The organism is Ensifer adhaerens, assembly GCF_002940685.1.
Classification (GTDB): domain Bacteria; phylum Pseudomonadota; class Alphaproteobacteria; order Rhizobiales; family Rhizobiaceae; genus Ensifer; species Ensifer adhaerens_E.
Genome location: NZ_PNFP01000001.1, coordinates 263,330 through 289,594 on the forward strand (window position 1 = coordinate 263,330; position 26,265 = coordinate 289,594).

Sequence of the window (26,265 nt, forward strand, 5' to 3'; positions counted from 1 at the left end):
CCATGTCGACCGTGACAGATCTCCTCCCCGCAGCGCGGGGAGGGACCGGAACAAAGACCGGGGGGCGTCGCTTCGGCGCCTTCCGGCTTTTCGGTGGCCAGTCGAATAGCGGAGGCGAAAGCGCTGCAAAGCGCGTGCAGTTCGCCTCGCCGTTCCTGCCCTACCTCTTTCTCGCGCCGCAGCTCGCGATCATCTTCATCTTCTTCTACTGGCCGTCGGTTCAGGCGATCCAGTCGTCCTTCTATCTCGAAGACCCTTTCGGTTTCGGCTCGACCTTCGTCGGCATGACCAACTATACCGACGTGCTGAAATCAGGCGAATATCTCGGCATCGCCCGCTTCACCGCGGTGTTCACGGCCCTCGTCACCTTCTTCGCGCTGTCGATCGGCCTGTTGCTCGCCGTCAAGGCGGATGGCGTCATCCGCGGCAACGCGGCCTACAAGACGCTGCTGATCTGGGTCTATGCCATCGCCCCGCCGGTCGCGGGCCTCATCGGTATGATGTTCTTCGACCAGCATATCGGCCCGATCGTCGAGCTCGCCCGCTGGTTCGGCTGGGACATCAAGGTCGGTCTCAACTACTTCGACACCGCCTTTTCCATGGTGGTCGTCTCGGTCTGGAAACAGATCCCCTACAATTTCATCTTCTTCCTCTCAGGCCTGCAGGGCATTCCGGTCTCGGTGCGCGAGGCGGCGGCGATCGATTGCCGCTCCGGCTTCCGCCGCTTCTGGACGGTGATCCTGCCGCTTCTGGCGCCGACCGCCTTCTTCCTTCTGATCATTAACGTCACCTATGCGCTGTTCGATACCTTCGGCGTCATCGACGTGATGGTGAAGGACAAGGCCGCCAACAATCCGATCACCCTTGTCTACAAGGTCTACATGGACGGTTTCCGCGGCAACGATCTCGGCGGCTCGTCGGCCCAGTCGGTGATCCTGATGCTGATCGTCTTCGTCCTCACCATCTTCCAGTTCCGCTTCATCGAGCGGCGCGTGCACTACAACTGAGGTGGGCCGATGTATCGCACCAAGATTTTCGACCACATCATCCTGCTTCTCGGCGTCTTCATCATGGTGGCGCCGGTCGTCGTCGCCTTCATGACCTCCACCCACGAGGCGGCCGATATCCACCGCAACGGCCTCAGCCTCACCTGGGGCGGCCACTTCGTCGAGACCTACCAAACCGTGCTGACGCGCGAGGGCGGCTTCACCGGCAAGATCACCGGCTTCAACATGATGCTGAACTCGATGATCCTTGGCTTGGGCTTCGCCGTCGGCAAGATCGTGCTGTCGATGCTGGCGGCCTATGCGCTGGTCTATTTCCGCTTTCCGCTCGCGACCTTCTTCTTCTGGGTGATCTTCACGACGCTGCTCCTGCCGCTCGAAGTGCGCATCCTTCCCTCCTACGAAGTGATGAACACGCTGAAGCTGACCAACACCTATACCGGCCTGATCGTGCCGCTCCTGGCTTCCGCCACAGGCACCTTCTACTTCCGGCAGTTCTTCAAGTCGGTGCCGGACGAACTCTTGGAGGCGGCGCGCATTGATGGCGCCGGCCCGTTCAAGTTCTTCATCGACGTGCTGGTGCCGCTCTCGCGCACGATGATGGCGGCGATCTTCATCATCATGTTCGTCTATGGCTGGAACCAGTATCTCTGGCCCACCTTGATGACCACCGACGAAGGCTTCTTCACGCTGGTGCGCGGCATCAAGCAGATCCTGCTCGTCTGGGTCGGCTCGAACATTCCCGACTATAACGAGGCCTTTGCCTTGGCGATCCTCGCCATGCTGCCGCCCGTGATGATCGTGGTGATCTTCCAGCGCTGGTTCATCAAGGGCCTGACCGAAAGCGACAAGTAAGCGGAGGCGCGGCGGGGCAAGTGTCCCGCCCGCTCCTGAAACGACACCAAACTTACGGAGGCAGCCATGGCGGCCACTACCATCGCCGAGGTCTCGAAGATCTATCACGGCAATGTCGAGGCGGTGAAATCCGTCTCGATCGACATCGAAGACGGCGAGTTCATCGTTCTCGTCGGCCCATCCGGCTGCGGCAAGTCCACGCTTCTACGCATGGTCGCGGGGCTCGAGACGATTTCGAAGGGCACCGTCACGATCGGTTCGCGCGTCATCAACGAGGTCGATCCGGCCGAGCGCGACATCGCCATGGTCTTCCAGAACTATGCGCTCTACCCGCACATGACCGTCTACGAAAACCTCGCCTACGGCCTGAAGAACCGCAAGACGCCGAAGGCCGAGATCGACGCCCGTGTGGCGGAGGCCGCGCGCATGCTGGAGATCGAGCCCTATCTCCAGCGCAAACCCCGTGCGCTCTCCGGTGGCCAGCGCCAGCGCGTCGCCATGGGCCGCGCCATCGTGCGCAAGCCGGCGGCCTTCCTCTTCGACGAGCCACTTTCCAACCTCGACGCCAAGCTGCGCGTCTCCATGCGCGGCGAGATCAAGCGGCTGCAGAAGCGGCTCGGCACGACCTCCCTCTATGTCACGCACGACCAGCTCGAGGCGATGACGCTCGCCGACCGGCTGGTGGTGCTGAACGGCGGCCGCATCGAACAGATCGGCCGTCCGCTCGATGTCTATCACCGCCCGGCCTCGACCTTCGTCGCGAGCTTCATCGGTTCACCGGCGATGAACCTGGTCAAGGGTGAGATCGAAGGCGGCAACCTGCAGATCGGTCTCTACAGGATCGAGCTCGGTGGTCGCGCCCCGGTCAAAGGCCCTGTCACCGTGGGGCTTCGCGCCGAGGACCTGAAGCTCGCCGGCGTCGGCGAAGACGCGATGCTGTTCCAGGTCGACTATGTCGAGGAACTGGGCGCACAGCGGCTCGTGCACGGCACCATCGAAGGGCAGGCGCTCACCATCGCGCTGTCGCCGGAGACGCCACTTTCGGGCGACCTTGCCGTGACGATCGCGGTCGACCGCCTGCACTTCTTCTCGACCGAGACCGGCAAGCGGCTGGAGCGCGGCACGTCGTTTGGCAATGATGCCCCGGTCGAAGCCCTGCGCCTGGAGACGGCATCGTGATTCGTGAAACCGTAGAGCAGCTTGCCGTTCCCTCGCTCGAACTGCGCGAGGGCTTTGCCGAAATCGTGCGCACCATTGCCGCCCATGACGCAGCCATGGCCGCTCGACCCGAGATGAACAGCATCGAGGTCGGCGGCACGCCTTCTGCGGATGCGCCGCTTGGCTTTCCCTTCACCGTCGCCGCCTGGAACCTGGAGCGCTGCCTGTTTGCGCCCGAAAGTGCCGCCCATCTCGCCGCGACGCGACCCCCGGTCGTCCTGCTTTCAGAGATGGACAACGGCATGGCCCGCACCGGGCAGCGGCATCCGACAGCCGAAGTCGCGGCCGATCTCGGCATGCACTATGCCTATGGCATCGAGTTCATCGAGCTGGGCCTCGGCTCCGACACCGAGCGCGAATTCTGCGAAGACGATTTCAACGCCAAGGGTTTTCACGGCAACGCGCTGATGGCGTCGGTGCCGCTCGGCCACCCGTTCATGCTGCGCCTTTGGGGCGAACGCCTCTGGTTTACCGATGGCGAGCAGCCGCGCCTTGGCGAACGCTTTGCGATCGGTGCGGTCATTCAGACCGAGGCCGGCCCCTTCGTCGCCGTTTCCACCCATCTCGAAAGCGCAACGACCGCCGGCTATCGCGAGCGTCAGGTCAAGGAATTGATCGACGCACTCGACGAAGCCTTCCCCGGCCTGCCGGTGCTGATCGGCGGCGACCTCAACACCGGCAACCATGCCGGCGGCGACTTCGAGGCTGAGGGGCTCTTTGCCATGAGCGCTGTCAGGGGCTTCACCCGCCACGGCGGGCCGCTCGATGTCATGACCACCCGTCCGAGCCTGATTACCCGCTGGCCGGAGCGTTCCATGAAGCTCGACTGGTTCCTCTCGCGTGGTCTCACGATCGGCGAAACCAGGATCATTCCCTCCCTCGACGAAACCGGCCGGCCGCTCTCGGATCACGATCTCATCACCTGCGTCGTCGAAGGCTTCGAATAGGCTCTCCTCTCCTTGCCTAAGGTCCGTCCGCATTCTACATGTCGAGGGCTTTTCCGGTGCGGAAGCGGACGTGGTTTCGCTGTCTTCTTCCGTTCCGGCGATTTGAAATCGATCGCGCGTGACCGCGATGCATAGGGGACGGGAAGATGGCGAAAATCGTCAATGTCGGGGTCCAGATGGACCATGTGTCGGGCATCAACATTGCGGGGGATTCCACCTTCGCCATGAGCCTCGAGGCACAGTCGCGCGGCTATCGGCTCTTCCACTACACGCCCGAAAAACTGTCGCTGCGCGACGGCAAGGTCTATGCGAGCGTGCAGCAGATGACGCTGCGCGACGTCAAGGGCGACCACTTCACGCTCGGCGAGCCGGAACGTGTCGATCTCTCGACCATGGACGTCATCCTGCTGCGCCAGGATCCGCCCTTCGACATGGCCTACATTACCTCGACGCATCTGCTTGAGCGCCTGCATCCGAAGACGCTGGTGGTCAACGATCCGGCCTGGGTGCGCAACTCGCCGGAGAAGATCTTCGTCACCGAATTCGCCGACCTGATGCCGAAGACGCTGATTACCCGAGACCCCGCCGAGATCGCCAGCTTCCGCCAGGAAATGGGCGACATCATCCTGAAGCCGCTCTACGGCAACGGCGGCGCCGGCGTCTTCCATTCGACCCGCGACGACCGCAACTTGTCGTCACTGCTGGAAATGTTCGGCCAGATGTTCCGCGAGCCCTTCATCGCCCAGGAATACCTGCCGGCGGTGCGCAAGGGCGACAAGCGAATCCTGCTCGTCGACGGCGAGCCGGTCGGTGCCATCAACCGCGTTCCGGCAGACCACGACGCCCGCTCCAACATGCATGCGGGCGGCCGCCCTGAGCCGACGGAGCTGACGGCACGCGAGAAGGAAATCTGCGCCCGAATCGCGCCTGCGCTCAAAGCCCGCGGCTTCCTTTTCGTCGGCATCGATGTCATCGGTGACTACATGACCGAGATCAACGTGACCTCGCCGACCGGCATCCGCGAGGTCAAGAAATTCGGCGGCGCGGATGTCTCGAGCCTGCTCTGGGACGCGATCGAGCGCAAACGCGTCTGATCGAGCGTTTTGCTTGAGACCCGCCTCGGGTCGACGCAGCTTGCCGCGGACCTCTGTCCGCGGCCATTTTCCGGAACAGCCCTTGCCGGCTAGGCGCCGGCCCTATTGATGTTCTGTAATTGTTCTTGTTTTTGTGCGTGATCCGTGCAAGGCTCCGTCTTGCAACCCAAAGCGGTTGTGCGGCCCGGGAACATGGGCTGCCCGGGTGAGGGGATAGACATGGTCGCGCGCGTCAGCACGGTCGCATTTCAGGGTATCGAGGGTCTGCCTGTTGATGTGCAGGTGATGGTCGCGCCGGGCAAGGTCGGCATGCAGATCGTCGGCCTGCCAGACAAGGCGGTGGCCGAAAGCCGCGAACGGGTGCAGGCAGCCCTTCATGCCTCCGGCCTCGCCTTGCCGGCCAAGCGCGTCACCGTCAATCTCGCCCCCGCCGACCTGCCCAAGGAAGGCAGCCATTTCGATCTCGCGATCGCGCTCGGCCTGATGGCGGCCCTCGGCGCCATTCCGGGCGATGCGCTGGCGCCCTATGTGGTGATCGGCGAACTCAACCTCGACGGCACCATCGCCACCGTCGCCGGCGCGCTACCGGCTGCGATCGGCGCCAATGCGCTCGGCAAGGGGCTGATCTGTCCGGCCGAAAGCGGACCCGAGGCCGCCTGGGCCGGCGCCGAGATCGATATTCTGGCGCCGCGCAGCCTGATCGCGATCGCCAATCATTTCCGCGGCACGCAGGTGCTTTCGCGGCCTGAGGCCGCCATTCGCTCGGGCGCATCCAACCTGCCCGATCTCGGCGACATCAAGGGTCAGGAAAGCGCCAAGCGGGCGCTCGAAGTGGCGGCCGCCGGCAACCACAATCTGCTGATGGTCGGCCCGCCCGGTTCGGGCAAGTCGATGCTGGCCGCGCGGCTGCCGTCGATCCTGCCGCCGCTCAATCCGGCCGAACTGCTCGAAGTCTCGATGATCCATTCGATCGCCGGGCAGCTGCCGGGTGGCAAGCTCTCGGACCGGCGGCCGTTCCGCACGCCGCATCATTCCGCCACCATGGCCGCCATGGTCGGAGGCGGCCTGCGCGCCAAGCCCGGCGAGGCATCGCTCGCCCATAACGGCGTGCTGTTTCTCGACGAGTTTCCCGAATTCTCGCCGCAGGTGCTCGATGCGCTGCGTCAGCCGCTCGAAACGGCAGAATGCATCATCGCCCGCGCCAACCATCGCGTCAGCTATCCCGCCGCCATCCAGCTGGTCGCCGCCATGAACCCCTGCCGCTGCGGCATGGCCGGTGAGCCCGGCCGCACTTGCGCCCGTGGACCGCGCTGCATGGCCGACTACCAGGCGCGCATCTCCGGCCCGCTGATGGACCGGATCGATATCCGCATCGACGTGCCGGCCGTCAGCGCCGCCGATCTCCTCAAGCCTGCGGCCGCCGAAAGCAGCGAGGTCGTGGCCCGCCGCGTCGCCCGCGCCCGGGCGCTGCAGATCGATCGTTTTGCCGCCCTCGGCCATCCGGAGTTGACGAGCAATGCCCGCGCGTCGACCTCGATGATCGAGAAGATCGCCGCCCCCGATGCGGCCGGCTTGCAGCTCCTCAGGGACGCGGCCGAAAAGATGAAATTCTCCGCCCGCGGCTATCATCGTGTGCTGAAAGTGGCACGGACGCTTGCCGATCTCGATGGCGCGGCGACAGTCGGCCGTATTCATCTGGCCGAGGCGATTTCCTACCGGATTGCCGGCGAGCGGCTGCAGGCGGCGGCGTAGTGCTCAGCTCTTCCAACGAAAAAGGGCGCCTCGAAGGCGCCCTTTCCGTTAGTGGACTACAGCCAATCAGCCGCCGAGGCCCTCGAACAACGCTGTCGAGAGGTAACGCTCGGCGAAAGAGGGGATGATGACGACGATGGTCTTGCCGGCGTTTTCGTCGCGCTGGCCGACCTCGATCGCAGCCGTCAGCGCAGCGCCCGCGGAAATGCCGACCGGCACGCCTTCGAGCCTTGCCACGAGGCGGGCTGCCTCGATCGCCTCGGCGCTATTGACCGTGACGATCTCGTCATAGATCGAGGTGTCGAGGATCGCCGGGGCAAAGCCCGCGCCGATGCCCTGGATCTTGTGCGGGCCGGGCGCGCCGCCGGACAGAACCGGGGATTCTTCAGGCTCGACCGCGATCACCTTGATCGAGGGCTTGCGGGCCTTCAGCACCTGGCCGGCGCCGGTGATGGTGCCGCCTGTGCCGATACCGGAGACGAAGATGTCGACGGCGCCGTCGGTGTCGTTCCAGATCTCCTCGGCCGTGGTCTTGCGGTGGATTTCCGGGTTGGCCGGGTTCTCGAACTGCTGCGGAATGATCGCGTCCGGCAGCGTTTCGACCAGTTCCTGCGCCTTGGCGATCGCGCCCTTCATGCCCTTGGCGCCTTCGGTCAGCACCAGTTCGGCGCCGAGCAACGCCAGCATCTTGCGCCGCTCGACCGACATGGTCTCCGGCATGGTGAGGATGAGCTTGTAGCCCTTGGCTGCGGCAACGAAGGCGAGCGCGATGCCGGTATTGCCCGAGGTCGGTTCGACCAGCGTCGTACGGCCGGGCACGATCTTGCCCTGGGCTTCCAGGCTCTCGATCATCGCCACGCCGATACGGTCCTTGACCGAGGCGATCGGGTTGAAGAACTCGAGCTTGGCGAGCAGGTTCGCCTTGACGCCCTTTTCCTTGGCAAGCTTGTCCAGCCGCACGATCGGGGTATCGCCGATCGTTTCCGTGATCGAGGAGTAGACGCGGCCGCGGCCGGGCTTGCGGGTATCGGACATGGGTTTCTCCCTTGGGCGTGAATTGTCGTGCTATGAGAATAGGGACAATGGGCGCGCAATTCCAGAACGACAAACACCGCGCGGCGATCGGCCAGAGGAAAAACCACCGGCGAAGTCCTTGTTCGGGAAAAGTTTTTTCAGTTGGCGCGAACGGCGATGTAGGCGGCCGTGCCGGCCAGCACGCTGGCCGCAACCCGGTTCAGCGCTTTGAGGGCCTTGGGTTGCTTGAGCAGCAGGCGCGCACGCGAGGCGAGCAGCATGTAGGGCGTCAGCACCGCCAGGAGCACCAGGAAGGTTGCGGTCAGGAGCAGGCCGTAGTCGCCGGGGCCGATCGCCCGAATGTCGATCAGCGTCGGCACCAGCGCCACATAAAACAGCATCGTCTTCGGGTTTCCGAGCGTGACCAGCAGGCCCGAAAGAAAGGACATCGCCGCACTCGTCGAAGGCTTTGCCTTGATGTCCTCGGGCAGCAAGCCTGCGCTCCAGAGTTTCCAGGCGATGTAGCCGAGATAGAGCACCCCGGCAAACTTTACCACCAGGAAGGCGGTCGTGAAGGTCTGGGCGATCAGCGCCAGCCCGAGAATGACCGCCGTCAGGTAGATCATGTCGCCGAGCACGATGCCGAGGCCCATGAAGAAGGTCTCGCGAAAGCCGGAGCCGAGCGCGCGGGCGACCAGCGCGGTGACGCCGGGACCGGGAATGGCCGCCGCGATGAAGAGCGCGCCGCTATAGGCGATAAGAGCCGCGAGCGTCATGAACGATCCTTCCGATGGTGATGCAGCCTTTTAGCGTAATCCGCGAACGAAGGGAACGCCGCGAACGACAGTGCCTGCCGCTTGCCGCCCGAATGCTCAGCCGATTTGGCGATGCCGCAGCCATTGGAGGTGCTATGGTCGCCTGTGCGCGTTTGAGGGGTGGTGCTGCGGGTGCCCGGCGACAAAATTGACCCGGTGACAAGTCCGCCATTGTCTCGCGGCGGCGGGTGCGTAGAGCTTGCGGTGGAAGATAAGCGGGAGACGTTTCCATGCCCGAACTGAAAGACATGATCGGCTTTGCGCTTTTGGCCCTCGGCATGGTGCTGACGCCGGGCCCGAACATGATCTACCTGATCTCGCGCTCGATCAGCCAGGGGCCTGCTGCCGGGTTGATTTCGCTTGGCGGCGTCGCGCTCGGTTTCGTCGTCTACATGGTCTCGGCGGCACTCGGCATCACCGCGCTTTTGATTGCCGTGCCCTTCGCCTACGACGCGCTTCGGTTTGCGGGGGCTGCCTATCTCCTCTATCTCGCCTGGCAGGCGGTGAAGCCCGGCGGGCGCTCGCCCTTTCAGGTCAAGAACCTGCCGAAGGACGGGCCGAAGAAGCTGTTCGTCATGGGCTTCCTGACCAGCCTGCTCAATCCCAAGGTGGCGGTGCTCTATCTCTCGTTGCTGCCGCAGTTCATCCGGCCGGAGTTCGGCAACGTGCTCGGTCAGTCGCTTGTCTTTGGCTCGATCCAGATCGCGACGAGCGTGACCGTCAACGCAATGATTGCGCTTGCCGCAGGCGGCATCTCGGCGTTCCTTGCCGGGCGGCCGTTGTTCATGGTGGTGCAGCGCTGGGCGATGGGCACGGCGCTGTTCGGCTTTGCGCTGAGCATGGCGGCGGAAGCGCGGCGCTAGTCCGCGCTTGCCTGGAGTGGTTTACTCGAAAACCGGGCGCATGAAGCTGCGCTCGTAGCTCAGGATGCACCGCGTCTTCGCGGCATAGGCGAAGGCCTCCTGGCACTCCGGATCCGCGGCCATCTTCTGTCGATAGACCTCATAGGCTGCAAGACTCGGGAAGCTGAAGAGCGCGAGCGCGATGTTGTTCGCCCCTTCATGCGGCATGAAATAGCCGTGATGCGTGCCGCCCAGCCGATTGACGAGCGGGATCCAGAGCTTGGCGTAGTGCTCGAACTCGGCCGCTTTGTAGGGGTCGATAATGTATTTGAGGTAACAGGTGATCATGCGGCTCTCCCTTCGCGCTCACGCTTGATAGAAGAGGGCAGGCGAAGTTGCCAGCCGAGATTCATGCCGGCAGCGGCAATGAGGATTGCAACGGAGCCGAGGATCTGGATCGGCTGCAACTGGTGGCCGAAGGCGACCCGGTCGACGACGATGGCGGCGATCGGATAGATGAAGGAAAGCGCGCCGGTCATGTGCGTCGGCAGCCGCTGGATCGCGCCATAGAGCAGCACATACATGAGCCCCGTATGGATGACGCCGACGGCAACCAGGATCGACCATTGTGCGGCCCCTGATGGTGCGGGGGCGGCGAGCGCCATCGGCGCCAGCATCAGCGTTCCCGTGATCACCTGGATCAGCGCGATCAGATGCGGCGGCGTACCCTTGAGCAGCTTCGTCGCAATCGCGGCGATGGCGTAGAAGAAGGCAGCCCCGATCGAAAGCGCTATGCCCAGCAGATAGCTGCCGGAGGCAAAGCCATGGCCGGGCTTCGCTGCGACGATTGCGAGCATGCCGACGAAGGAGACCGAGAGCCAGAAAAGTTTGGTGGCGGTGATCTTCTCGCCGAGGAAGAGCGCGCCGAGCCCGAGCAGCATGAAGGGTTGCGTGTTGTAGACCATGGTGGCGATCGAGATCGAGGCGTGGGAATATGCGGCAAAGAGCATGAGCCAGTTGACGACGATCGCGATGCCGCCAACGACCGAGAGCAACAGCATCCGGCGGCTGAAGTGCCGGCGGTCGAGAAGTCCGAGCGCCCAGGCGATGACAACCAGCGTCGCCGCCCCGAAGACGCAGCGCCAGAACACCACGCTCGTCACCGGCTGCCCCGACATCAGCACGAACCAGCCGATCGTTCCGGATATCAGCATCGCTGCCGTCATCTCGATGCTGCCGCGTTTGAGTTCGGAATTCATGATTGCTGCTCCCATATTGGTGATCGCAGAATAGCTGGTGCCCTCGGCCTTTCCCATGGATGAACGAAGGCAATTGTGCTATATTGCCTAATTATCGAAGTTCTGTTTGGTGTTGTGACTTAGGGTGCCGTGATGCTGGACGAGATTGACCGACGGATCCTCGACATTCTGGCCGCCAATGCCCGGGTGTCGCTGAAGGAACTGGCGCAGGAGGCTGGCCTATCCTCGCCGAGTGCGGCCGATCGGCTGCGCAAGCTGGAAGAGCGCGGCGTTCTCGATGGCTTCACCATCGCGCTGAACCCGATGAAGCTCGGCTATCCGCTGCAGGCCGTCATCCGCGTTCGGCCGATGCCGGGCATGCTGCACATCGTCGAGCGGCTGATCCAGGACACGCCGGAATTCGTCGAATGCGACAAGGTCACCGGCGACGACTGTTTCATCGCCAAGCTCTACGTGCGCGACATGGCGCAGCTGGACACGATCCTCGACCGGATCGCCGAGAAGGCGCAGACCAACACCTCGATCGTCAAGTCGACGCCCGTCAAACGCCGCCTGCCGCCCCTGATCTAGGAGCAACTCCAGGAAAAGTGCGAAGCGGTCTTCCGCCCGGAATGGCGTGGATCAAACCCCGGTTGAACCAAAACCGCCGGCGCCGCGAGCGGTCTCGCTGGCATTCTCGGTCTCGCGCACGGAAACCTGGGTGACCGGTGCGATCACCATCTGGGCAATGCGCATGTCGCGCTCGATGATGAAATCCTCGTCGCCGAGATTGACGAGCAGCACCTTCACTTCGCCGCGATAGTCGCTGTCGATTGTGCCGGGTGTATTGAGGCAGGTGATGCCGTGCTTGAAGGCAAGGCCCGAGCGTGGGCGGATCTGCGCCTCATAACCCGCCGGCACCTCGAAAACGAAGCCGGTCGGCACCAGCGCGCGTTTGCCGGGCATCAGCATCAGCGGGCGATCGCCGGGAACGGCCGCGCGCAGATCCATGCCGGCAGCACCTGCTGTCTCGTAGGCGGGAAGGTCCAGGCCTTCGCCATGCGGCAGGCGAACGAGATTGAGGGTCGGGCGGGATTGGGATGTGTGCGTGCTCATGACCCGCATAAGCCGGGCGGCGGGCGCCTCGGTCAATTGCATAATCGGGGCCGAGCCTGTAAAGGACGCGGCAACTCACAGGATTCTACGACATGGCTGAAACTCTCGCCGAAGCGGTCTCCCGCCGCCGCACATTTGCGATTATCGCCCACCCGGACGCGGGCAAGACCACGCTCACCGAAAAGCTGCTGCTGTTCGGCGGCGCGATCCAGCTTGCCGGCGAGGTCAAGGCGAAGAAGGATCGCATCCAGACCCGTTCGGACTGGATGAAGATCGAGCGCGAGCGCGGCATCTCTGTCGTCACCTCGGTGATGACCTTCGAATATGGCGGCAACGTCTTCAACATCCTCGACACGCCCGGCCACGAAGACTTCGCCGACGACACCTACCGCACGCTGACGGCGGTGGATGCGGCGGTCATGGTCATCGACGCCGCCAAGGGTATCGAGCCGCGCACGCTGAAGCTCTTCGAAGTCTGCCGCATGCGCGACATCCCGATCATCACCTTCGTCAACAAGATGGACCGTGAAAGCCGCGATCCCTTCGAGATCCTGGATGAGGTCGAGGAAAAGCTGGCGCTCGACTGCGCTCCGGTCACCTGGCCGATCGGCCGGTCGAAGACCTTCTGCGGCTCCTATCACCTCGCCGACAACACCGTGCGCGGTTCGGACACGCAGGAAATCCCGACCAAGGTCAACGGCCCGGAAATGGCCTCCCATCGCCTGCCGGAAAACGAGCGCGACGCCTTTACCGAAGAGCTGATGCTGGCGATCGAGGCCTGCAAGCCCTTCGACAAGAAGGCCTTCCTCGAAGGTCACCTGACGCCGGTGTTCTTCGGGTCGGCGCTGCGCAACTTCGGTGTGCGCGACCTCATCAACGCGCTCGGCGACATCGCGCCGCCGCCGCGCGACCAGGTCGCCGACGTCCGCACGGTGCATGCGACCGACGACAAGATGACGGCCTTCGTCTTCAAGATCCAGGCCAACATGGACCCGAACCATCGCGACCGCATCGCCTTTGCCCGCGTCTGCTCCGGCAAGCTCGAGCGTGGCATGAAGGCGCGCCTGTCGCGCACCGGCAAGCAGCTGGGCCTCAGCGCCCCGCAGTTCTTCTTCGCCTCGCAGCGCCAGCTCGCGGACACGGCTTATGCCGGCGACGTCGTCGGCATCCCGAACCACGGTACGCTCCGTATCGGCGACACGCTGACCGAGGGCGAACCGCTGGTGTTCCAGGGCGTACCGAACTTCTCGCCGGAAATCCTGCGCCGCGTGCGTCTCGAAGATGCGATGAAGGCGAAGAAGCTGAAGGAAGCGCTGCAGCAGATGGCGGAAGAAGGCGTCGTCCAGCTCTTCTCGCCGGAAGACGGCTCGCCGGCGATCGTCGGCGTCGTCGGCGCGCTGCAGCTCGACGTGTTGAAGGAGCGCCTCAGTGCCGAATACGGCCTGCCGGTTTCCTTCGAAATGTCGCGCTTCTCTGTCTGCCGCTGGATTTCGTCCGATCAGCCGGCCGAACTCGACAAGTTCGTCACCGCGCGCCGCGGCGACATCGCCCGCGATCTCGATGGCGACCCGGTGTTCCTCGCGCAGGACAGCTTCTCGCTACGCTACGAGGCCGAGCGCTATCCGGCGATCAAGATGGTCGCGATCAAGGAATATCACGTCGCCAAGGCGGCCTGACCACAATCGTACCGGCCGGTGCCAAGGCATCGGCCGGTCTCTCGGCGCCGAAGCGCCGTTTCTGAACGAAATCCCTAAACCGAAAAATCGAAACGCGGCGACGAGCGATCGAGCATGGCCATGCTCGGGCGAGCGCCCCAGCTATGCTCGATTGCCTGCGAAAGCGCGGTGAGCAGGCCCTCGATATCCGCGCGCGCCGTCTCGTGCAGCGCTTCCGCCACGATGAGCGCTCGCCCCGTCTCCGACCGGATCGCCGATAGCCCGCTCTGCCGGTTGGTCCAGCGCCGGGCATGCGCGCGGCCCTCGGCATCCGCGAAGATCACTTCGCCGGGCTCCGGGTTTTCCAGCTCTCCGGAAAACGTCAGATAGCTTTCGTTACCGAGCGCACGACGGACATGCAGAAAACCGCCAACCTGCGCGAGATCGAAGACGGCGACCGGGATGGCGAAGGCGAGCGAAGCGGCGTTGCAAAGATCGATCAGCGGGTGGATCGAGGGCAGGTTGCCTTCCTTACGGAAGCGTCGCAGCAAGGCTTCGGAGGCCGAGCGATATTGCGTCGGCTTCAATCCCATCCTGGCAAAGGTCCGGCGCCAGGCCTGGATCTCGGGCAGATCGCTTTCCGATCCCGCGCCGAGGCGATCATTTGCGATCGCCTGGAACTGGCGAACATGGTCCTCGACCGAGACGCCGCCGCCTATGCCGTCGATGAACAGCGTGCCCGCGCTCAGCTCCGGGAAATCGCGCCAAATGTCGTCTGTGTGGTGGAAATGCATGGAGTTCCTCGAGATAGCTGCGTTCATTCTGGCTCACGCCTTTGCTGTCGGAAAGGTGCGTCCTGCCCTTTGGGCGGCGCGAATCTGGGGCAAGGTCAGGCCGAGGACGGCGGCAAGCACGCAGCCGATCCCGAGCAGTTGATGGACGCCGACCGGCTCGCCGAGCAGGAGAAAGGCGAAAGCGACGGCGGACACGGGCGCCAGCGCGGTGAAGACGGAGGCCTCGGTGCCGGTCACCCTAGCGGCGCCGGCGTACCAGAGCACGAACCCTGCCACCGTCGGGATGAGTGCGTAGTAGAGAACCGCAGCGATCGCGCTCCTGTCGAACTGCGCCGTCGAAGGTGTCTCGACGAGGGCGGGAACCAGGGCGACGACAAAACCGAGGCCCGCCATCAGCGTGGAAAGCGCCAGCGGCGAGATCTCCGCTTTAAGGCGTTTGTTGAGAAGAATGAACAGGCCCTCGCAGACGACGGCGCCGAAGATGAGGGCGACGCCGAGCGGCGAATGGGCGCCGCCGTCGCCGGGCTTGAAGACGATGGTCAGCACGCCGACGGCGGCAAGCGCGATCGCCGCAAGCACCCTGCGGTCCGGGCGCTCGCCGAGAAGAAGGATGGCGATCGCCGCGGAAACCACCGGCAGGGTGCCGATCAACACGCCGGCATCGGTTGCAGACGTCAGGCTGAGGCCGGCGATCAGCAGGGTGGTGTAGCCGACGCTGCCGGCACCCGCCTGGGCAATGAGGAGCAGCCAGTCGCGCGCCCCGAGTTTCGGCCATGACGTCCTGGTGAACCACATCAGAATGAGGAAGAGCGGGAAGGCGACGGCAAAGCGCAGGGCTGTGGCGCCAAAGGGGGCAAGGCCGACGGCAATGATCTTGCTGGCGATCACGGTGCTGCCGACGAGGATCATCGCCAGCGACAGAAAGAGATAACCCTGAAATTTTCCCGACATGTCCGTTCTCCATTGCGGTGGTGCCGCGCATCGTCGATGCGCAGGTGAGCAATGCGCCGGAGGAGAAGGTGGGTCTTGAACGGAATTGCGGAGGGTTACTTTCTGGCCTCGGCATAGCCGCCGGGCGAAAGCCCGTACTTGCCGACGAAGACGCGGGTCATGTGGCTCTGGTCGGCGAAACCGGCCGCGAACGCCGCCTCAGCCAGCGGCATGCCTCCATCGATCAGGCGGCGGGCGAGATCGATGCGGCGCTGGACGATATAGGCATGTGGCGTCAGGCCGACGGCCCCGGCGAAGTGGCGCACCAGTTGAAACCGGCTGAGCCCGGTCTCGGCGGCGAGGTCGGCAAGCGTGATCGCGGCTGTCGGATCGTCGTCGATCATCGTCTTTGCCGCGGTGACCGTTGCCGGTCTTTCCATGGGCCGGGGACCGCCGGTGGCGAGAACGCTCGCAAGCAGCAACAGAAGCTGCTCCTCGTGCCGGATGGCGTCGCCCTCAGCCGTCGAGGCGGTGATCGTCGCAAACAGCGCTCGGAACTGATCGGCCACCGCCCGGTCGTGAAAGGCGGGGGCGGTGAACTCGCCGCAATGCGAGCGGCCCTGGCTGATATCCTCGGCGGCAGTGGCGATGACCTGGGGATCGAAGTAGAGCATGCGCCAGGAACGGCCGGCGTCACCGATCGGCGCGCCGTCGTGCACCTCACCGGGGTTGACCGTGATCATGTCGCCGGCGCCGGCTTCGACCATGCCGCGGCCGCTCAGCGACTTCTGGGCGCCCTCGTAGATGAGACCGATGCCGAACTGGTCGTGGGTGTGGCGGGCGAAGGACTGGCGCGTTTCCGCCTCGACCGCGTCTATGCCCGCGGCCGCACTGCGCAGCATCCTGATCTGCCCCTTCGCCATTCCGCGCGCCTCTTCGTCTCCAGTCTGCCTTGTACACCGTGGTGCCACATCCGGCCATCGCAATGACACCGTGTCTGACTGACATCGGCGATGCTGCTAAACTTTCATCTTTCCGGCGTTGCAATCACCGGCCGCATCCTTACGTTGCGATGCCAGGCGACGGAGACAATAGGAGATGGTCGAAATGCTGGACCTGCGCGTTCACTTCCTCGAAGCGGACGGATCACTCGCACCTTGGCGAGACCAGATCCTTTCGGTGGTTCGAGAAACAGCCGAACGCATTCGCGGCCGAGTTCCCGACCTGGAGGCGGCTGCCCCCGTCGATATCATCATCGAGCGGCGGCCGGGTGAGGTCATTCCCGAACTGGGGCTGACAGGCTCCTGCTATCGGCGGGGGCTGGTCTCTTTGACGCTCGACCCCGAGAACGACAATTTCGAAACCAGCCTCGCAAGCGGCCACCTTTTGAGGACGTTGACGCACGAGCTGCATCATTCCTTCCGCCATGCGACCTGCGGTTACGGCTCCAAGCTCGGTGAAGCCCTGGTTACCGAAGGGCTTGCGGACGCGTTCGATGCCGAGATCAACGGCGGCGACGGCCATGCGTGGAACCACGCGATTGCCGCGGCCGATTGGGCGGGCGTGCTGGAACGTGCCGAGAGGCAGCTCTGGGCCGAGACCTATGATCACCCGGGCTGGTTCTATGGCGCCGATCGCTCTCTGCCGCGCTGGGCCGGCTACACGATCGGCTATCATCTGGTGAAGACCTATCTTGCGGCAAACCCGGATGCGTGCCCGTCGCGGATGACGGCGACGCCGGCATCGGTCGTCATCGGCGAAGCCTGGGTGCCGCTGAGGGCGCGCCTGCTCGCCGCCGCCTGATCGCCCGGTCGGGACGGTTCAGGGGTGGGGCGCTTCGTCGCGATCGCGGCCCGGCAACGTCCTGACGTCGCCGATCCACTGCAACGCGGAGGAGCACCAGATCTGCGACCTTGGCGTGAGTTCCCGGCGCTGGTTGATGGTACCCACCCGGATACCGACTTCCAGCGCGTCCTCGTCGGTGCCGGTCGTATAGATCGGCGAGCCGCAGTTCGGGCAGAAGAACTGCAGCCGCTGTCGACCGTTGTCGCCGATCTTCACATAGAGCTTCGGTTCGCCGCCGGTCAGGCGAAAGTTCTCGCGCGCCGCGCCGGCGGTGACGCGATAGGCGGACCCCGTCAGTTGCTGGCAATCGGTACAGTGGCAGATCCCGACGTCGGCCGGATCGATTTCCGCCTCGTAGGTCACGAAGCCGCAATGGCATTGACCGTCGATGTGCATCAAGGCCTCCCTGAAAGCGGGAAAGCTAGGGCGGAACGGGCAAAAGTGTATGCCGTTCTCATCCGCCCCAAAGCCTCAGGGGAGCGACCGGGCTCAAGGGATGCTGCACCTCGCCCCGTCGCGCGACACGTAAACGGAGCACGGCAAAGCCGACCGTTTGTTCGTCGCCGCTTACACGCCGGTGAACAGCCACTCGTGTTCGCGGGCGTTGTGGAACTTCCAGATGCGCTGCGGGCCGGCCATGACGTTCAAGTAATAGACGTCGTAGCCATGCACGGCGGCAACCGGATGATAGCCCCTCGGCACCAGCGTCACGTCGCCGTCCTCGACCGCCATGGTCTCGTCGAGCGAGCGGTCGTCGGTATAGACGCGCTGCATCGCAAAACCCTGCGGCGGGTTCAGCCGGTGGTAGTAGGTCTCTTCCAGATAGCTCTCGGCCGGCAGGTCGTCCCGGTCGTGTTTGTGCGGCGGGTAGGAGGAGGTATGGCCACCGGGCGTAATCACCTCGACGACGAGCAGCGACTGCGCCGAGCCGTCATCCTCCGGCATGATGTTGGTGACGTAGCGGGTGTTGGTGCCCTTGCCGCGGGTCATCTGCGGATGCGTGCCCGGTGCGATCACCTTCGCCTTGAAACCGTCGCCGCCCGGGGCCGAGCAGATGGCAAGGTCGAGGTCGGAGGTGGCTGTTGCTTGCCAGCGGCTGCCTTTCGGCACGTAGACGGCATAGGGCTGGCCCTCGAATGGCGTCATGCGCTCGCCGAGCTCGCCGAGGCTTTCGCCGTCGACGGCGACCTTCGCCTTGCCCGACACGAGCACCAGGCAGATTTCCTTGTCGCCGGTCTCGCCTTCGGTCGTCTCGCCCGCTTTCAGCCGTTCCAGCGCGAAGCCGACATAGGTCCAGCCGGCGCTCTCCGGCGTCACGTTTTGCATCAGGCCGGACTTGGCTTTCGGTTTGACGAGCAGCTTGGACATGTCGATCTCCCTGATTCTTTTTCTGGGACGCTCCACGTGTGTGGCTTGCCCCTCACCCTAACCCTCTCCCCGCAGGCGGGGAGAGGGGATTGTCGATATCGCTGCTACTCTCAGCCACGTCAGAGCCGGAGAGTGCGACGGTGCGGCATATCCCTTCTCCCCGCGAGCGGGGAGAAGGTGGCGGCAGCCGGATGAGGGGGTACCCCGAAGCCCACCCGGCAACCGGAAGGACGCGCTTACTTGTCGAGCCCGGCTTCCTTGGCAAAAGCCTTCAGCGACTTCAGCCCGAGCGACTGATATTCGAACGGGTTGCGCACAGCCGAATCCTGCTCGGCCTCGATCACGAGCCAGCCGGAATAGCCATGCTCGGCGGCGATCTTCAGCACAGGCAGGAAGTCGACGCCGCCTTCGCTGTCGCCGGGAACGGTAAAGACGCCACGGCGTACCCCTTCGAGGAAGGAGAGGCCTTCGCCCTCGACGACCTTGCGGACAGCGGGACGCACGTTCTTGGCATGGATGTGGCGGACGCGGTGCATGTATTTCTTCGCCACTTCGGCCGGATCCGAGCCGCCGAACCAGGCATGACCGGTATCGAGCAGTAGCTTCGTCGCCGGGCCGGTGTTCTGCATCAGAAGGTCGATTTCTTCGCCGGTCTGGACGATCGTGCCCATATGGTGATGGTAGACGAGATCGATGCCCTGGTCGGCGCAATATTGCGCGATCGCTTCGAGGTCGGCGCCGAACTTCTTCCACTGGTCGGCCGGCAGCACCGGCTTGTCGTTGGCAACCGACTTCTTGTCGTCGCCATGGATGGCGTTCGACGTTTCGCAGACGATCGCCACCTTGCAGCCGTTGTGCTTCAAGAGGTCGAGATGCGGCTGGATCGCCTTCTTCTCGGCTTCGACGTCATGGGTGAGCAGGTTGGTCGAGTGCCAGCCGGACACGAAGACGAGATCGTAGGAGCCGAGCTTCTGCTTCAGCGCCTCCGGATCGGACGGCATCTTGTGGCCCTTCTCGATGCCGTCGAAGCCGATCTTCTGGCAATCGGACAGGCAGTCCTCGAGCGTCAGATGCGCGCCGATCGAATGATCGTCGTCGTTGCTCCAGGCGATCGGGTTGGTTCCGTAGCGGATCATGTCAGTCGTTTCCTATAGCATTGTCCGCGCAGGCGGATCGTTCGTGTTGTCTCGTTGGCGCGGAAGGAGAGGGCAATGGCCCCTCATCCGGCTGCCGCCACCTTCTCCCCGCAGGCGGGGAGAAGGAATATGCCGTGCCCTCTGCATCTCCTCTCCACCTGTGGGAAGGGAAGCGCCGCGATCGCCGCAGTCCCCTCTCCCCGCGAGCGGGGAGAGGGTTAGGGTGAGGGGCCGTTGTCTGCGTCTCATCCTTCGGGCGTCGCCCGACATGCGAAAGCGCCCGCGCGAAAACGCGGGCGCCGAAAGGGCAATCTTAGCCGAAGCGCTGGGCGGCGAGCGCCTTCTCGTAACCCTCGCGCGCCGCGTTGACCTGAGCGCGGCCGGAGACCTCGGGCACTGCGACATCCCACCAGTGTCCACCGGCCTCGGTCGTGATCAGCGGGTCGGTGTCGATGACGATGACGGTCGTCCGCGTCTCGCTCGCGGTTTCCTTGAGCGCCGTTTCGAGCTCGGCGATGGAACCGACCTTGCGGGTGACGGCGCCCATGGCGCCGGCATGGGCCGCGAAATCGATCTGCGGCAGTTCGACGTGGTGCGTGTCCTTCAGGAGATTGTTGAAGTTGGCGCCGCCGGTGCCCATCTGCAGCCGGTTGATGCAGCCATAGCCGGCATTGTCGAGCAGCACGATGGTGAACTTGGCGCCGAGCATGATCGAGGACGCGATCTCCGAGTTCAGCATCATGTAGCTGCCGTCGCCGACCATGACGATCACGTCGCTCTCGGGCTTGGCGAGCTTGACGCCAAGACCGCCGGCCACCTCGTAGCCCATGGTCGAGAAGCCGTATTCCATGTGGTAGCCGCCGGGCTCCTCCGCCTGCCAGAGCTTGTGCAGCTCGCCGGGAAGACCGCCGGCTGCGCAGACGAGCGTCGTGTTCCTGGATCCGCGGGCGCGCTGGACGGCACCGATCACCTGGGCATCGGAGGGAAGGGCCGCGTTGGTGGTGGCCGTCGCCTTGTCGGCGGCCGCCAGCCACTCGGCCTTGCCGGCCTTGGCCTTGGCGGTCCAGCTCGGATCGGCCTTGTGGCTGCCGAGGCCGCCGGAAATGCGGTTGAGACCGGCGCGAGCGTCGGCAATCAGCGGCAGGGCGTTGTGCTTGCCGGCATCGAAGGGCTGGACGTTGAGGCCGATGATCTTCAGGCCTTCATTCTTGAACAGCGCCCAGGATCCGGTGGTGAAATCCTGCAGACGCGAGCCGACGGCGAGAACCACGTCGGCGTCCTCGGCAAGCGCATTGGAAGCGGAAGTGCCGGTCACGCCGACCGAGCCCATGTTGAGCGAATGCGAGTGCGGCAGCGCCGACTTGCCGGCCTGCGTCTCGACGACGGGAATGCCGTGCCGTTCGGCGAAGTCGGCGAGCTCCTTGCTCGCTTCCGAATAGAGCACGCCGCCACCGGCGATGATGATCGGCTTCTTCGCGTCTTTCAGCGCCGCGATCGCGGTCGCCAGTTCGTCGAGATCGGGCTCGACGCGGCGCGGCACCCAGACCTTCTCGTCGAAGAAGTTCTCCGGATAGTCATAGGCCTCCGCCTGAACGTCCTGGCAGAGAGACAGCGTCACCGGGCCGCAATCGGCCGGGTCGGTCAACACCTGCATGGCGCGGCGCAGCGCCGGGATGATCTGTTCCGGCCGGGTGATGCGGTCGAAATAGCGCGACACCGGACGGAAGCAGTCATTGGCCGAGATCGTGCCGTCGCCGAAGCTTTCGACCTGCTGCAGCACCGGGTCGGGGCGGCGGTTGGCAAAGACGTCGCCGGGCAGGAACAGAACCGGCAGGCGGTTGACATGGGCAAGGGCCGCTGACGTCACCATGTTGAGCGCGCCGGGGCCAATCGAGGTGGTGCAGGCCATGAAGCGGCGGCGGAAGCTCGCCTTGGCGAAGGCGATCGCGGCATTCGCCATGCCCTGCTCGTTCTGGGCGCGGTAGGTCGGCAGCGTGTCCTTGATCGCATGCAGCGCTTCGCCGACACCGGCGACGTTGCCATGGCCGAAGATGGCGAAGACGCCGCCGAAGATCGGCACCTTCTTGCCGTCGATCACGGTCATCTGGCGGGTCAGGAACCGCGCCACGGCCTGGGCCATGGTCAGGCGCACGGTCTTCTGGCTCATAATCTGTTTCCTCCTCGTGGCGGAACCATCCCGTTCCGCCCTGTCTGCAGCAGTGTCGACTGATACCTGCCGACCCTTATGCCGCCTTTGTTTCACCCAGTTGCAGCCAGAGATCCACCAACGCCTTGAATTTTCCGGCCATGTCGGCGATCGCCTGGTCGTCTGTCATCGTGCCGCCGAGCCAGGCTTTGCCGGCATCGGCGAAGATCGTGCGGCCGACGGCAAAGCCCTTGACGGTCTTCGAGGTGCGGGCGGCCGCAAAGCCGTCCTTGAGCTGCTCATAGGGCGCTTCCAGGCCCAGGAGAACCACGCCGCGGCAGAGCGGATCGCGCGCCTCGATGACGGCGTCGATCGCGCCCCAAGCGCTGCGGCTTGCCTGCGGCTCGAGCTTCCACCAGTCGGGCTTGAGACCGGCATCGTAGAGTTCGTTGAGCGCGCGCGGAATGGTCTGGTCGTCGAGCTTGCCGTGCTTGCCGGCGATGATCTCGATCAGGATCTCGCGGCCGACCTTGCGGGCCGCCTCGAAGGCAGAGCGCAGCTTTGCCACCTGCTGGGCTTTCAGTTCAGCCGGGTCGTCCGGGTGGTAGAAGGAGAGCACCTTGATGCAGTGGTCGACAGGCCAGTCGATGAGGCGGCTGCCGAGATCCTGGCTGAATTCGAACTGCAGCGGCCGCGAGCCCGGAAGCTCGATCGGCTTGCCGATCCAGAAGTCGCGATGGGCGCCGGCGGCATAAAGCGCGTCTCGGCCATATTTGTCGTCGATCAGCATGCCGAAGCCCGACCGTCCGGCTGCGACCTGTGCCGCAGCCTTGACCGCCAGAACCTTGAAGGCGGGAATGCGGTCAAGCAGCACCTGATCGCCGGCCGCCATGTCCTCGAGCTGGCTGCGGTGGTCGATCGCGAGCGCCATCAGAAGCGGAATGTCGCGGCGGCGGGTGGTCGCCCAGTGGACGTGGTTGATTGCCTCGTCCTTGCGCAGCGCCCGTTCCTTGCTGCCGTTTTCAAGGAAGAACTTGAGTTCCGTCCAGGTCGGGATCTCAGGCGCGCAGAGCAGGCGCGAGACGGCGAAGGCGCCGCAGGCGTTGGCCCAGGTGGCCGAGGTCGCGTGCGGCTCTTGTCTGAGCCAGCCGCGCAGGAAGCCGGACATGAAGGCGTCGCCGGCACCGAGCACGTTGTAGACCTCGATCGGGAAGCCCTTGCCGACGATGCCGTCTTCGAGATCGTCCGTGATCGGGCCGTCATAAACGATGCAGCCCATCGGTCCGCGCTTCAGGACGATCGTCGCCTTGGACAGCGAGCGGATGGTTTTCAGTGCCTGCAGCAGGTCGCTCTCGCCCGAGGCAATCAGTACTTCCTCTTCGGTGCCGACGATCAGGTCGCAATCCGAGAGAACGGTCTTCAGGTGCGCCGAGACCCGGTCCGACGCGATATAGCGGCTTTCGCCGGCGTCATGGCCGGCAAGGCCCCAGAGGTTTGGCCGGTAGTCGATGTCGAAGACGACCTTCGCGCCGTTTTCCTTGGCGATGCGGATCGCCTTGCGCTGGGCGGCATCGGTGTTCGGCTTGGAAAAATGCGTGCCCGAGACAAGGACGGCACGGGCGGAGCGGATGAACTCCTCCGAAACGTCGTCTTCGCAAAGCGCATTGTCGGCGCAGTTGTCGCGGTAGAAGAGCAGCGGGAAGGATTTGTCGTTCTCGACCGCGAGGATCGCAAGCGCCGTCAGCCGCTCCGGATCGGTGACGATGCCGCGCGTCTCGACGCCTTCGCGGGTGAGCTGCTCGCGGATGAAACGGCCCATCTGCTCGTCGCCGACGCGGGTGAGAAGCGCCGACTTGAGGCCGAGGCGTGCGGTGCCGACCGAGATGTTGCAGGGGCAGCCGCCGACCGACTTGGCGAAGCTCGAAACGTCTTCAAGCCGCGTGCCGATCTGCTGGCCATAGAGATCGACCGAGGCCCGGCCGATGGTGATCAGGTCGAGCGGCTTTGCTCCCTGTGCCGAAACGTTCTGGCTCACTGCTTCCTCCCCGCGGACACCTTGGCGGGCCCGACCATTTCCGTACTGTGGGTGATGGCGGTATGAAACATAAATTCCGACGTTTCGTCAATATGGAATTTTCATTCCATTCATTCCGTTTGTACTATTTGTCCTCTGCCAGCCGCTGCCGCTTTTCGGCAATGGCGACCGTCAGCGCCATGGCGAAGGCCATGCTGGCGGAGAGCGAGCGGAAGCCGGCATGATCGGCCTCGACCAGCTCGAACCAGACCTTCGAGGATTCTGCCAGCGGCGAGAAGGCCGAATCCGTCAGCGACACGACCGGCACCTTGCGCTCGGCGAGCAGCCGTGCCTGGGCGGCACTTTCCGACGCATAGGGCGAGAAGCTGACGGCAAAGGCCGCGTCGCTCTTGGTCGCCATCCCCAAGATGTCGTCGTCGATGCCGGCAGCCGTGCCGACGAGCTGGTACTTCACCTTCAGCTTGCCGAAGGCATAGGCCATGTAGCTCGAGATCGGGTAGGAGCGGCGCTTGGCGATCAGGTAGACCGTGTCGGCCTTGGCGAGGATATCGACGGCACGCTCGAAGGCTTCCGGATCGACCGAGGAGGCGATGTTGTCGAGCGAGCGGTGGGCGGCAGCGACGAAACCGTTGAAGATCGAGCCGCTTTCGAGCTTGCTGTGATCGTTGGCGCTCAGCGCCTTCAGCCGGTCCTCGTAACCGGGCGTACGCTCACGCAACCGCGCGCGAAAGATCTGCTGCAGGCTGGAGAAGCCCTCGAAGCCGAAATGCTGGGCGAAACGCACCAGCGTCGAGGGCTGCACTTCGGCTGAGGTGGCGATGCTTGCGGCCGTGCCGAAGGCGATTTCGTCGGGATTATCGAGCGAGTAGGCGGCAACCTGGCGCAGCCGTTTCGGCAGCTCCGCCTTGCGTTCCAGAATGGCGGCCTTCAGCGCCTCGAAATCCTGCGGCACCTCTGTCGTCGTTTCCGGCATGGCCATGTCTCGCTCGTCTCCCTCGATATCGGTCTGGCTTTCGGCCTCACCCTAATCGATTAGTTGGGAACGGGATAGAACAGGCGTTCTATTTTTCCTGAAGCATTTCCAGCAAAAGTGCGAATCGGTTTTGCGTCCGGAAATGCGCCCGGGATCGACAGCATTTCCAGCAAAAGTGCATAGCGGTTTCGCCTCCGGAAGTGCGCGCCAAAACAGAGAGCATTTCCAGCGAAAGTGTGCGGCGGTTTTCCATCCGGAGTGCGCAGTGTTGGGACCTTCAGATATGCACCCATTCGTTGGTCTTGGCCGACTGATAGGTCGCGGAAAGGACTTTCTGCACCTCGTAGCCCTCACGGAAATCGGTCGACGGCGACTTGCCGCCGGCGATGGCGTCGAGGAACTCCTTCACCTCGATCGCCTTCAGGTCGTTGAAGCCGATCTGGTGGCCGGGCGCCACGCAGAAGGCGCCATAGGGCGGATGCTCCGGCCCCGCCCAGATGGTGCGGAAGCCGCGGGTGCGAATGTCGTCGCCGGTCCTGTAGAGACGGATCTCGTTGAGCCGCTCCTGGGTAAAGACGATGCTGCCCTTCGAGCCGTAGATCTCGAAGTCGTGCTGCATCTTGCGGCCAGTCGCGATCCAGCTTGCCTCGAAGCTGCCGGTCGCGCCGTTTTCGAAGCGCACGAAGGCGCGGGTGATGTCGTCGACCTCGACCGCGCGGGTTTCGCTGGAACCTGCGGAAACCGGCCGTTCGGGGATCTGGATGATGGTTTCGGCGAGCACCTTTTGGATCGGTCCGACGAGGTGGCGCATGGAGGCGATGATGTGGCTGCCGATATCGGCGAGCGCGCCGCCGCCGCTGGCCGGGTTCAGGCGCCAACCCCACGGAACATTGGCGTCGGCCATGAAGTCTTCCGCATGGATGCCGCGCATCGAGCGGATCTCGCCAATCTCGCCGCTTTCAATGATGTCCTTGGCAAGGAAGATCAGCGGGTTCTTCAGATAGTTGAAGCCGACCTGGGTGACGACGCCGGCCTTTTCCGCCGCCTCCACCATCTCGCGGCATTCGGCGACCGTCGGCGCCAGTGGCTTTTCGCAATAGACATGCTTGCCATGGGCGATCGCCGCCAGCGCCATCTCCTTGTGCAAGAGGTTCGGCGTGGTGATGTCGATGATGTCGATATCCGGATCGGTCAGAAGTTCGCGCCAGTCGGCCGTCGCCTTGCGGAAGCCGAGCTGGCCGCGCGCACGCTCGGCACTTTCGACGGTCACGTCGGCGACCGAGACGAGATCGAGCTCGAAGGGCAGGTCGAAGACACGCGCGGCAATGGTGAAGCCGAGCGCATGAGCCTTGCCCATGAAGCCTGTGCCGATCAGGCCGATCCCGAGTTTGCGCTTGCTGCCCATGCCGAATTCCTCCCTGGCGGCGCTGCCGTATTGGCTCGAAATGAAATGAATTGTGCAAGTTTTGTCAATATGGAATATTTGTT

The 26,265-nt window shown here is 64.1% G+C and carries 26 protein-coding genes; 10 read left to right on the forward strand and 16 right to left on the reverse strand.

Annotation, left to right across the window (positions count from 1 at the left end; all coding sequences use genetic code 11):
* Positions 1-2: 2 nt before the first annotated feature.
* The 6 genes from C1A35_RS01405 to C1A35_RS01430 all read left to right on the forward strand — a co-directional run bounded on the left by C1A35_RS01405 (position 3) and on the right by C1A35_RS01430 (position 6,870).
* Positions 3-1,007 carry an ABC transporter permease subunit gene (locus C1A35_RS01405; protein WP_234822700.1) on the forward strand — a complete coding sequence of 335 codons (1,005 nt, stop codon included), beginning with the start codon at positions 3-5 and terminating at the stop codon, positions 1,005-1,007.
* 9 nt (positions 1,008-1,016) lie between these two features.
* A complete protein-coding gene (gene ugpE, locus C1A35_RS01410) occupies positions 1,017-1,859 on the forward strand; it encodes a sn-glycerol-3-phosphate ABC transporter permease UgpE (protein WP_104662585.1) in 843 nt (280 codons plus the stop codon).
* A gap of 66 nt (positions 1,860-1,925) precedes the next feature.
* Positions 1,926-3,038 carry a sn-glycerol-3-phosphate import ATP-binding protein UgpC gene (locus C1A35_RS01415; RefSeq protein ID WP_104662586.1) on the forward strand — a complete coding sequence of 371 codons (1,113 nt, stop codon included), beginning with the start codon at positions 1,926-1,928 and terminating at the stop codon, positions 3,036-3,038.
* Positions 3,035-4,024 carry an endonuclease gene (locus tag C1A35_RS01420; protein ID WP_199772832.1) on the forward strand — a complete coding sequence of 330 codons (990 nt, stop codon included), beginning with the start codon at positions 3,035-3,037 and terminating at the stop codon, positions 4,022-4,024. Before C1A35_RS01415 ends, C1A35_RS01420 begins: the two co-directional genes overlap by 4 nt.
* A gap of 146 nt (positions 4,025-4,170) precedes the next feature.
* The gene (gshB, locus tag C1A35_RS01425) at positions 4,171-5,118 is read left to right on the forward strand and encodes a glutathione synthase (RefSeq protein ID WP_104662587.1); all 948 of its coding nucleotides are present in this window, start codon (positions 4,171-4,173) and stop codon (positions 5,116-5,118) included.
* A gap of 219 nt (positions 5,119-5,337) precedes the next feature.
* Complete coding sequence (locus C1A35_RS01430) at positions 5,338-6,870, forward strand: YifB family Mg chelatase-like AAA ATPase (RefSeq protein ID WP_104662588.1); 1,533 nt, start codon at positions 5,338-5,340, stop codon at positions 6,868-6,870.
* A gap of 66 nt (positions 6,871-6,936) precedes the next feature.
* Here C1A35_RS01430 and cysK read toward each other — a convergent pair whose 3' ends face one another.
* A complete protein-coding gene (cysK, locus tag C1A35_RS01435; protein ID WP_104662589.1) occupies positions 6,937-7,905 on the reverse strand; it encodes a cysteine synthase A in 969 nt (322 codons plus the stop codon).
* A gap of 137 nt (positions 7,906-8,042) precedes the next feature.
* Positions 8,043-8,660, reverse strand: coding sequence for a LysE family translocator (locus tag C1A35_RS01440; RefSeq protein ID WP_104662590.1), 618 nt, complete (start codon positions 8,658-8,660; stop codon positions 8,043-8,045).
* A gap of 269 nt (positions 8,661-8,929) precedes the next feature.
* Here C1A35_RS01440 and C1A35_RS01445 point away from each other — a divergent pair, with 269 nt between their 5' ends.
* Complete coding sequence (locus tag C1A35_RS01445) at positions 8,930-9,562, forward strand: LysE family translocator (protein ID WP_104662591.1); 633 nt, start codon at positions 8,930-8,932, stop codon at positions 9,560-9,562.
* Positions 9,563-9,583: 21 nt separating this feature from the next.
* Here C1A35_RS01445 and C1A35_RS01450 read toward each other — a convergent pair whose 3' ends face one another.
* Positions 9,584-9,889 (reverse strand): NIPSNAP family protein, encoded by a 306-nt coding sequence (locus C1A35_RS01450; RefSeq protein WP_104662592.1) that lies wholly within the window; start codon positions 9,887-9,889, stop codon positions 9,584-9,586.
* Positions 9,886-10,800, reverse strand: a complete 915-nt coding sequence (locus C1A35_RS01455) for a DMT family transporter (RefSeq protein WP_104662906.1) — start codon at positions 10,798-10,800, stop codon at positions 9,886-9,888. The genes C1A35_RS01450 and C1A35_RS01455 overlap by 4 nt, the downstream gene beginning before the upstream one ends.
* Positions 10,801-10,932: 132 nt before the next feature.
* Between C1A35_RS01455 and C1A35_RS01460 the strand changes: the two genes are divergently transcribed.
* Positions 10,933-11,370 (forward strand): Lrp/AsnC family transcriptional regulator, encoded by a 438-nt coding sequence (locus C1A35_RS01460; protein ID WP_104662593.1) that lies wholly within the window; start codon positions 10,933-10,935, stop codon positions 11,368-11,370.
* A 51-nt stretch (positions 11,371-11,421) separates the two neighbouring features.
* Here the strand turns inward: C1A35_RS01460 and dut are convergent, their stop codons facing one another.
* Positions 11,422-11,895 (reverse strand): dUTP diphosphatase, encoded by a 474-nt coding sequence (dut, locus tag C1A35_RS01465; RefSeq protein ID WP_104662907.1) that lies wholly within the window; start codon positions 11,893-11,895, stop codon positions 11,422-11,424.
* A 92-nt stretch (positions 11,896-11,987) separates the two neighbouring features.
* Here dut and C1A35_RS01470 point away from each other — a divergent pair, with 92 nt between their 5' ends.
* A complete protein-coding gene (locus C1A35_RS01470) occupies positions 11,988-13,571 on the forward strand; it encodes a peptide chain release factor 3 (RefSeq protein WP_104662594.1) in 1,584 nt (527 codons plus the stop codon).
* 74 nt (positions 13,572-13,645) lie between these two features.
* Here the strand turns inward: C1A35_RS01470 and C1A35_RS01475 are convergent, their stop codons facing one another.
* The 3 genes from C1A35_RS01475 to C1A35_RS01485 form a co-directional block, all read right to left on the reverse strand.
* Positions 13,646-14,344 (reverse strand): B3/B4 domain-containing protein, encoded by a 699-nt coding sequence (locus tag C1A35_RS01475; RefSeq protein ID WP_104662595.1) that lies wholly within the window; start codon positions 14,342-14,344, stop codon positions 13,646-13,648.
* A 33-nt stretch (positions 14,345-14,377) separates the two neighbouring features.
* Positions 14,378-15,295 carry a DMT family transporter gene (locus C1A35_RS01480; RefSeq protein ID WP_104662596.1) on the reverse strand — a complete coding sequence of 306 codons (918 nt, stop codon included), beginning with the start codon at positions 15,293-15,295 and terminating at the stop codon, positions 14,378-14,380.
* Between the two features lie 95 nt (positions 15,296-15,390).
* Positions 15,391-16,197, reverse strand: coding sequence for an AraC family transcriptional regulator (locus C1A35_RS01485; RefSeq protein ID WP_104662597.1), 807 nt, complete (start codon positions 16,195-16,197; stop codon positions 15,391-15,393).
* A 184-nt stretch (positions 16,198-16,381) separates the two neighbouring features.
* On the opposite strand from C1A35_RS01485, the gene C1A35_RS01490 reads away from it, so the two are divergent.
* Positions 16,382-17,077 (forward strand): DUF2268 domain-containing putative Zn-dependent protease, encoded by a 696-nt coding sequence (locus tag C1A35_RS01490; RefSeq protein WP_158664939.1) that lies wholly within the window; start codon positions 16,382-16,384, stop codon positions 17,075-17,077.
* Between the two features lie 18 nt (positions 17,078-17,095).
* On the opposite strand, the gene C1A35_RS01495 is transcribed toward C1A35_RS01490, so the two are convergent.
* From C1A35_RS01495 to C1A35_RS01530, 8 genes are all read right to left on the reverse strand, one after another.
* Positions 17,096-17,515 carry a GFA family protein gene (locus C1A35_RS01495; RefSeq protein WP_104662599.1) on the reverse strand — a complete coding sequence of 140 codons (420 nt, stop codon included), beginning with the start codon at positions 17,513-17,515 and terminating at the stop codon, positions 17,096-17,098.
* Positions 17,516-17,686: 171 nt separating this feature from the next.
* Positions 17,687-18,487, reverse strand: coding sequence for a 5-deoxy-glucuronate isomerase (iolB, locus tag C1A35_RS01500; protein ID WP_104662600.1), 801 nt, complete (start codon positions 18,485-18,487; stop codon positions 17,687-17,689).
* A gap of 236 nt (positions 18,488-18,723) precedes the next feature.
* Positions 18,724-19,623 carry a myo-inosose-2 dehydratase gene (iolE, locus tag C1A35_RS01510; protein WP_104662601.1) on the reverse strand — a complete coding sequence of 300 codons (900 nt, stop codon included), beginning with the start codon at positions 19,621-19,623 and terminating at the stop codon, positions 18,724-18,726.
* A 313-nt stretch (positions 19,624-19,936) separates the two neighbouring features.
* The gene (gene iolD, locus C1A35_RS01515) at positions 19,937-21,790 is read right to left on the reverse strand and encodes a 3D-(3,5/4)-trihydroxycyclohexane-1,2-dione acylhydrolase (decyclizing) (RefSeq protein ID WP_104662602.1); all 1,854 of its coding nucleotides are present in this window, start codon (positions 21,788-21,790) and stop codon (positions 19,937-19,939) included.
* A 76-nt stretch (positions 21,791-21,866) separates the two neighbouring features.
* A complete protein-coding gene (locus tag C1A35_RS01520) occupies positions 21,867-23,804 on the reverse strand; it encodes a bifunctional 5-dehydro-2-deoxygluconokinase/5-dehydro-2-deoxyphosphogluconate aldolase (protein ID WP_104662603.1) in 1,938 nt (645 codons plus the stop codon).
* 124 nt (positions 23,805-23,928) lie between these two features.
* Positions 23,929-24,783, reverse strand: coding sequence for a MurR/RpiR family transcriptional regulator (locus C1A35_RS01525; protein WP_104662604.1), 855 nt, complete (start codon positions 24,781-24,783; stop codon positions 23,929-23,931).
* Positions 24,784-24,836: 53 nt separating this feature from the next.
* Complete coding sequence (locus C1A35_RS35695; protein ID WP_158664940.1) at positions 24,837-25,070, reverse strand: hypothetical protein; 234 nt, start codon at positions 25,068-25,070, stop codon at positions 24,837-24,839.
* Positions 25,055-26,182, reverse strand: coding sequence for a Gfo/Idh/MocA family protein (locus tag C1A35_RS01530; protein WP_104662605.1), 1,128 nt, complete (start codon positions 26,180-26,182; stop codon positions 25,055-25,057). The genes C1A35_RS35695 and C1A35_RS01530 overlap by 16 nt, the downstream gene beginning before the upstream one ends.
* Positions 26,183-26,265: the final 83 nt, after the last annotated feature.

Coding starts and splice junctions, on each gene's coding strand:
- cysK (WP_104662589.1), bottom strand. CDS start 7,905: ATGTCCGATACCCGCAAGCCCGGCCGCGGCCGCGTCTACTCCTCGATC.
- iolE (WP_104662601.1), bottom strand. CDS start 19,623: ATGATCCGCTACGGAACCAACCCGATCGCCTGGAGCAACGACGACGAT.
- C1A35_RS01470 (WP_104662594.1), top strand. CDS start 11,988: ATGGCTGAAACTCTCGCCGAAGCGGTCTCCCGCCGCCGCACATTTGCG.
- C1A35_RS01530 (WP_104662605.1), bottom strand. CDS start 26,182: ATGGGCAGCAAGCGCAAACTCGGGATCGGCCTGATCGGCACAGGCTTC.
- C1A35_RS01490 (WP_158664939.1), top strand. CDS start 16,382: ATGCTGGACCTGCGCGTTCACTTCCTCGAAGCGGACGGATCACTCGCA.
- C1A35_RS01485 (WP_104662597.1), bottom strand. CDS start 16,197: ATGGCGAAGGGGCAGATCAGGATGCTGCGCAGTGCGGCCGCGGGCATA.
- C1A35_RS01460 (WP_104662593.1), top strand. CDS start 10,933: ATGCTGGACGAGATTGACCGACGGATCCTCGACATTCTGGCCGCCAAT.
- gshB (WP_104662587.1), top strand. CDS start 4,171: ATGGCGAAAATCGTCAATGTCGGGGTCCAGATGGACCATGTGTCGGGC.
- C1A35_RS01455 (WP_104662906.1), bottom strand. CDS start 10,800: ATGAATTCCGAACTCAAACGCGGCAGCATCGAGATGACGGCAGCGATG.
- C1A35_RS01450 (WP_104662592.1), bottom strand. CDS start 9,889: ATGATCACCTGTTACCTCAAATACATTATCGACCCCTACAAAGCGGCC.
- C1A35_RS01445 (WP_104662591.1), top strand. CDS start 8,930: ATGCCCGAACTGAAAGACATGATCGGCTTTGCGCTTTTGGCCCTCGGC.
- C1A35_RS01495 (WP_104662599.1), bottom strand. CDS start 17,515: ATGCACATCGACGGTCAATGCCATTGCGGCTTCGTGACCTACGAGGCG.
- ugpE (WP_104662585.1), top strand. CDS start 1,017: ATGTATCGCACCAAGATTTTCGACCACATCATCCTGCTTCTCGGCGTC.
- dut (WP_104662907.1), bottom strand. CDS start 11,895: ATGAGCACGCACACATCCCAATCCCGCCCGACCCTCAATCTCGTTCGC.
- C1A35_RS01415 (WP_104662586.1), top strand. CDS start 1,926: ATGGCGGCCACTACCATCGCCGAGGTCTCGAAGATCTATCACGGCAAT.
- iolD (WP_104662602.1), bottom strand. CDS start 21,790: ATGAGCCAGAAGACCGTGCGCCTGACCATGGCCCAGGCCGTGGCGCGG.
- C1A35_RS01405 (WP_234822700.1), top strand. CDS start 3: ATGTCGACCGTGACAGATCTCCTCCCCGCAGCGCGGGGAGGGACCGGA.
- C1A35_RS01480 (WP_104662596.1), bottom strand. CDS start 15,295: ATGTCGGGAAAATTTCAGGGTTATCTCTTTCTGTCGCTGGCGATGATC.
- iolB (WP_104662600.1), bottom strand. CDS start 18,487: ATGTCCAAGCTGCTCGTCAAACCGAAAGCCAAGTCCGGCCTGATGCAA.
- C1A35_RS01430 (WP_104662588.1), top strand. CDS start 5,338: ATGGTCGCGCGCGTCAGCACGGTCGCATTTCAGGGTATCGAGGGTCTG.
- C1A35_RS01475 (WP_104662595.1), bottom strand. CDS start 14,344: ATGCATTTCCACCACACAGACGACATTTGGCGCGATTTCCCGGAGCTG.
- C1A35_RS01525 (WP_104662604.1), bottom strand. CDS start 24,783: ATGGCCATGCCGGAAACGACGACAGAGGTGCCGCAGGATTTCGAGGCG.
- C1A35_RS01440 (WP_104662590.1), bottom strand. CDS start 8,660: ATGACGCTCGCGGCTCTTATCGCCTATAGCGGCGCGCTCTTCATCGCG.
- C1A35_RS35695 (WP_158664940.1), bottom strand. CDS start 25,070: ATGGGTGCATATCTGAAGGTCCCAACACTGCGCACTCCGGATGGAAAA.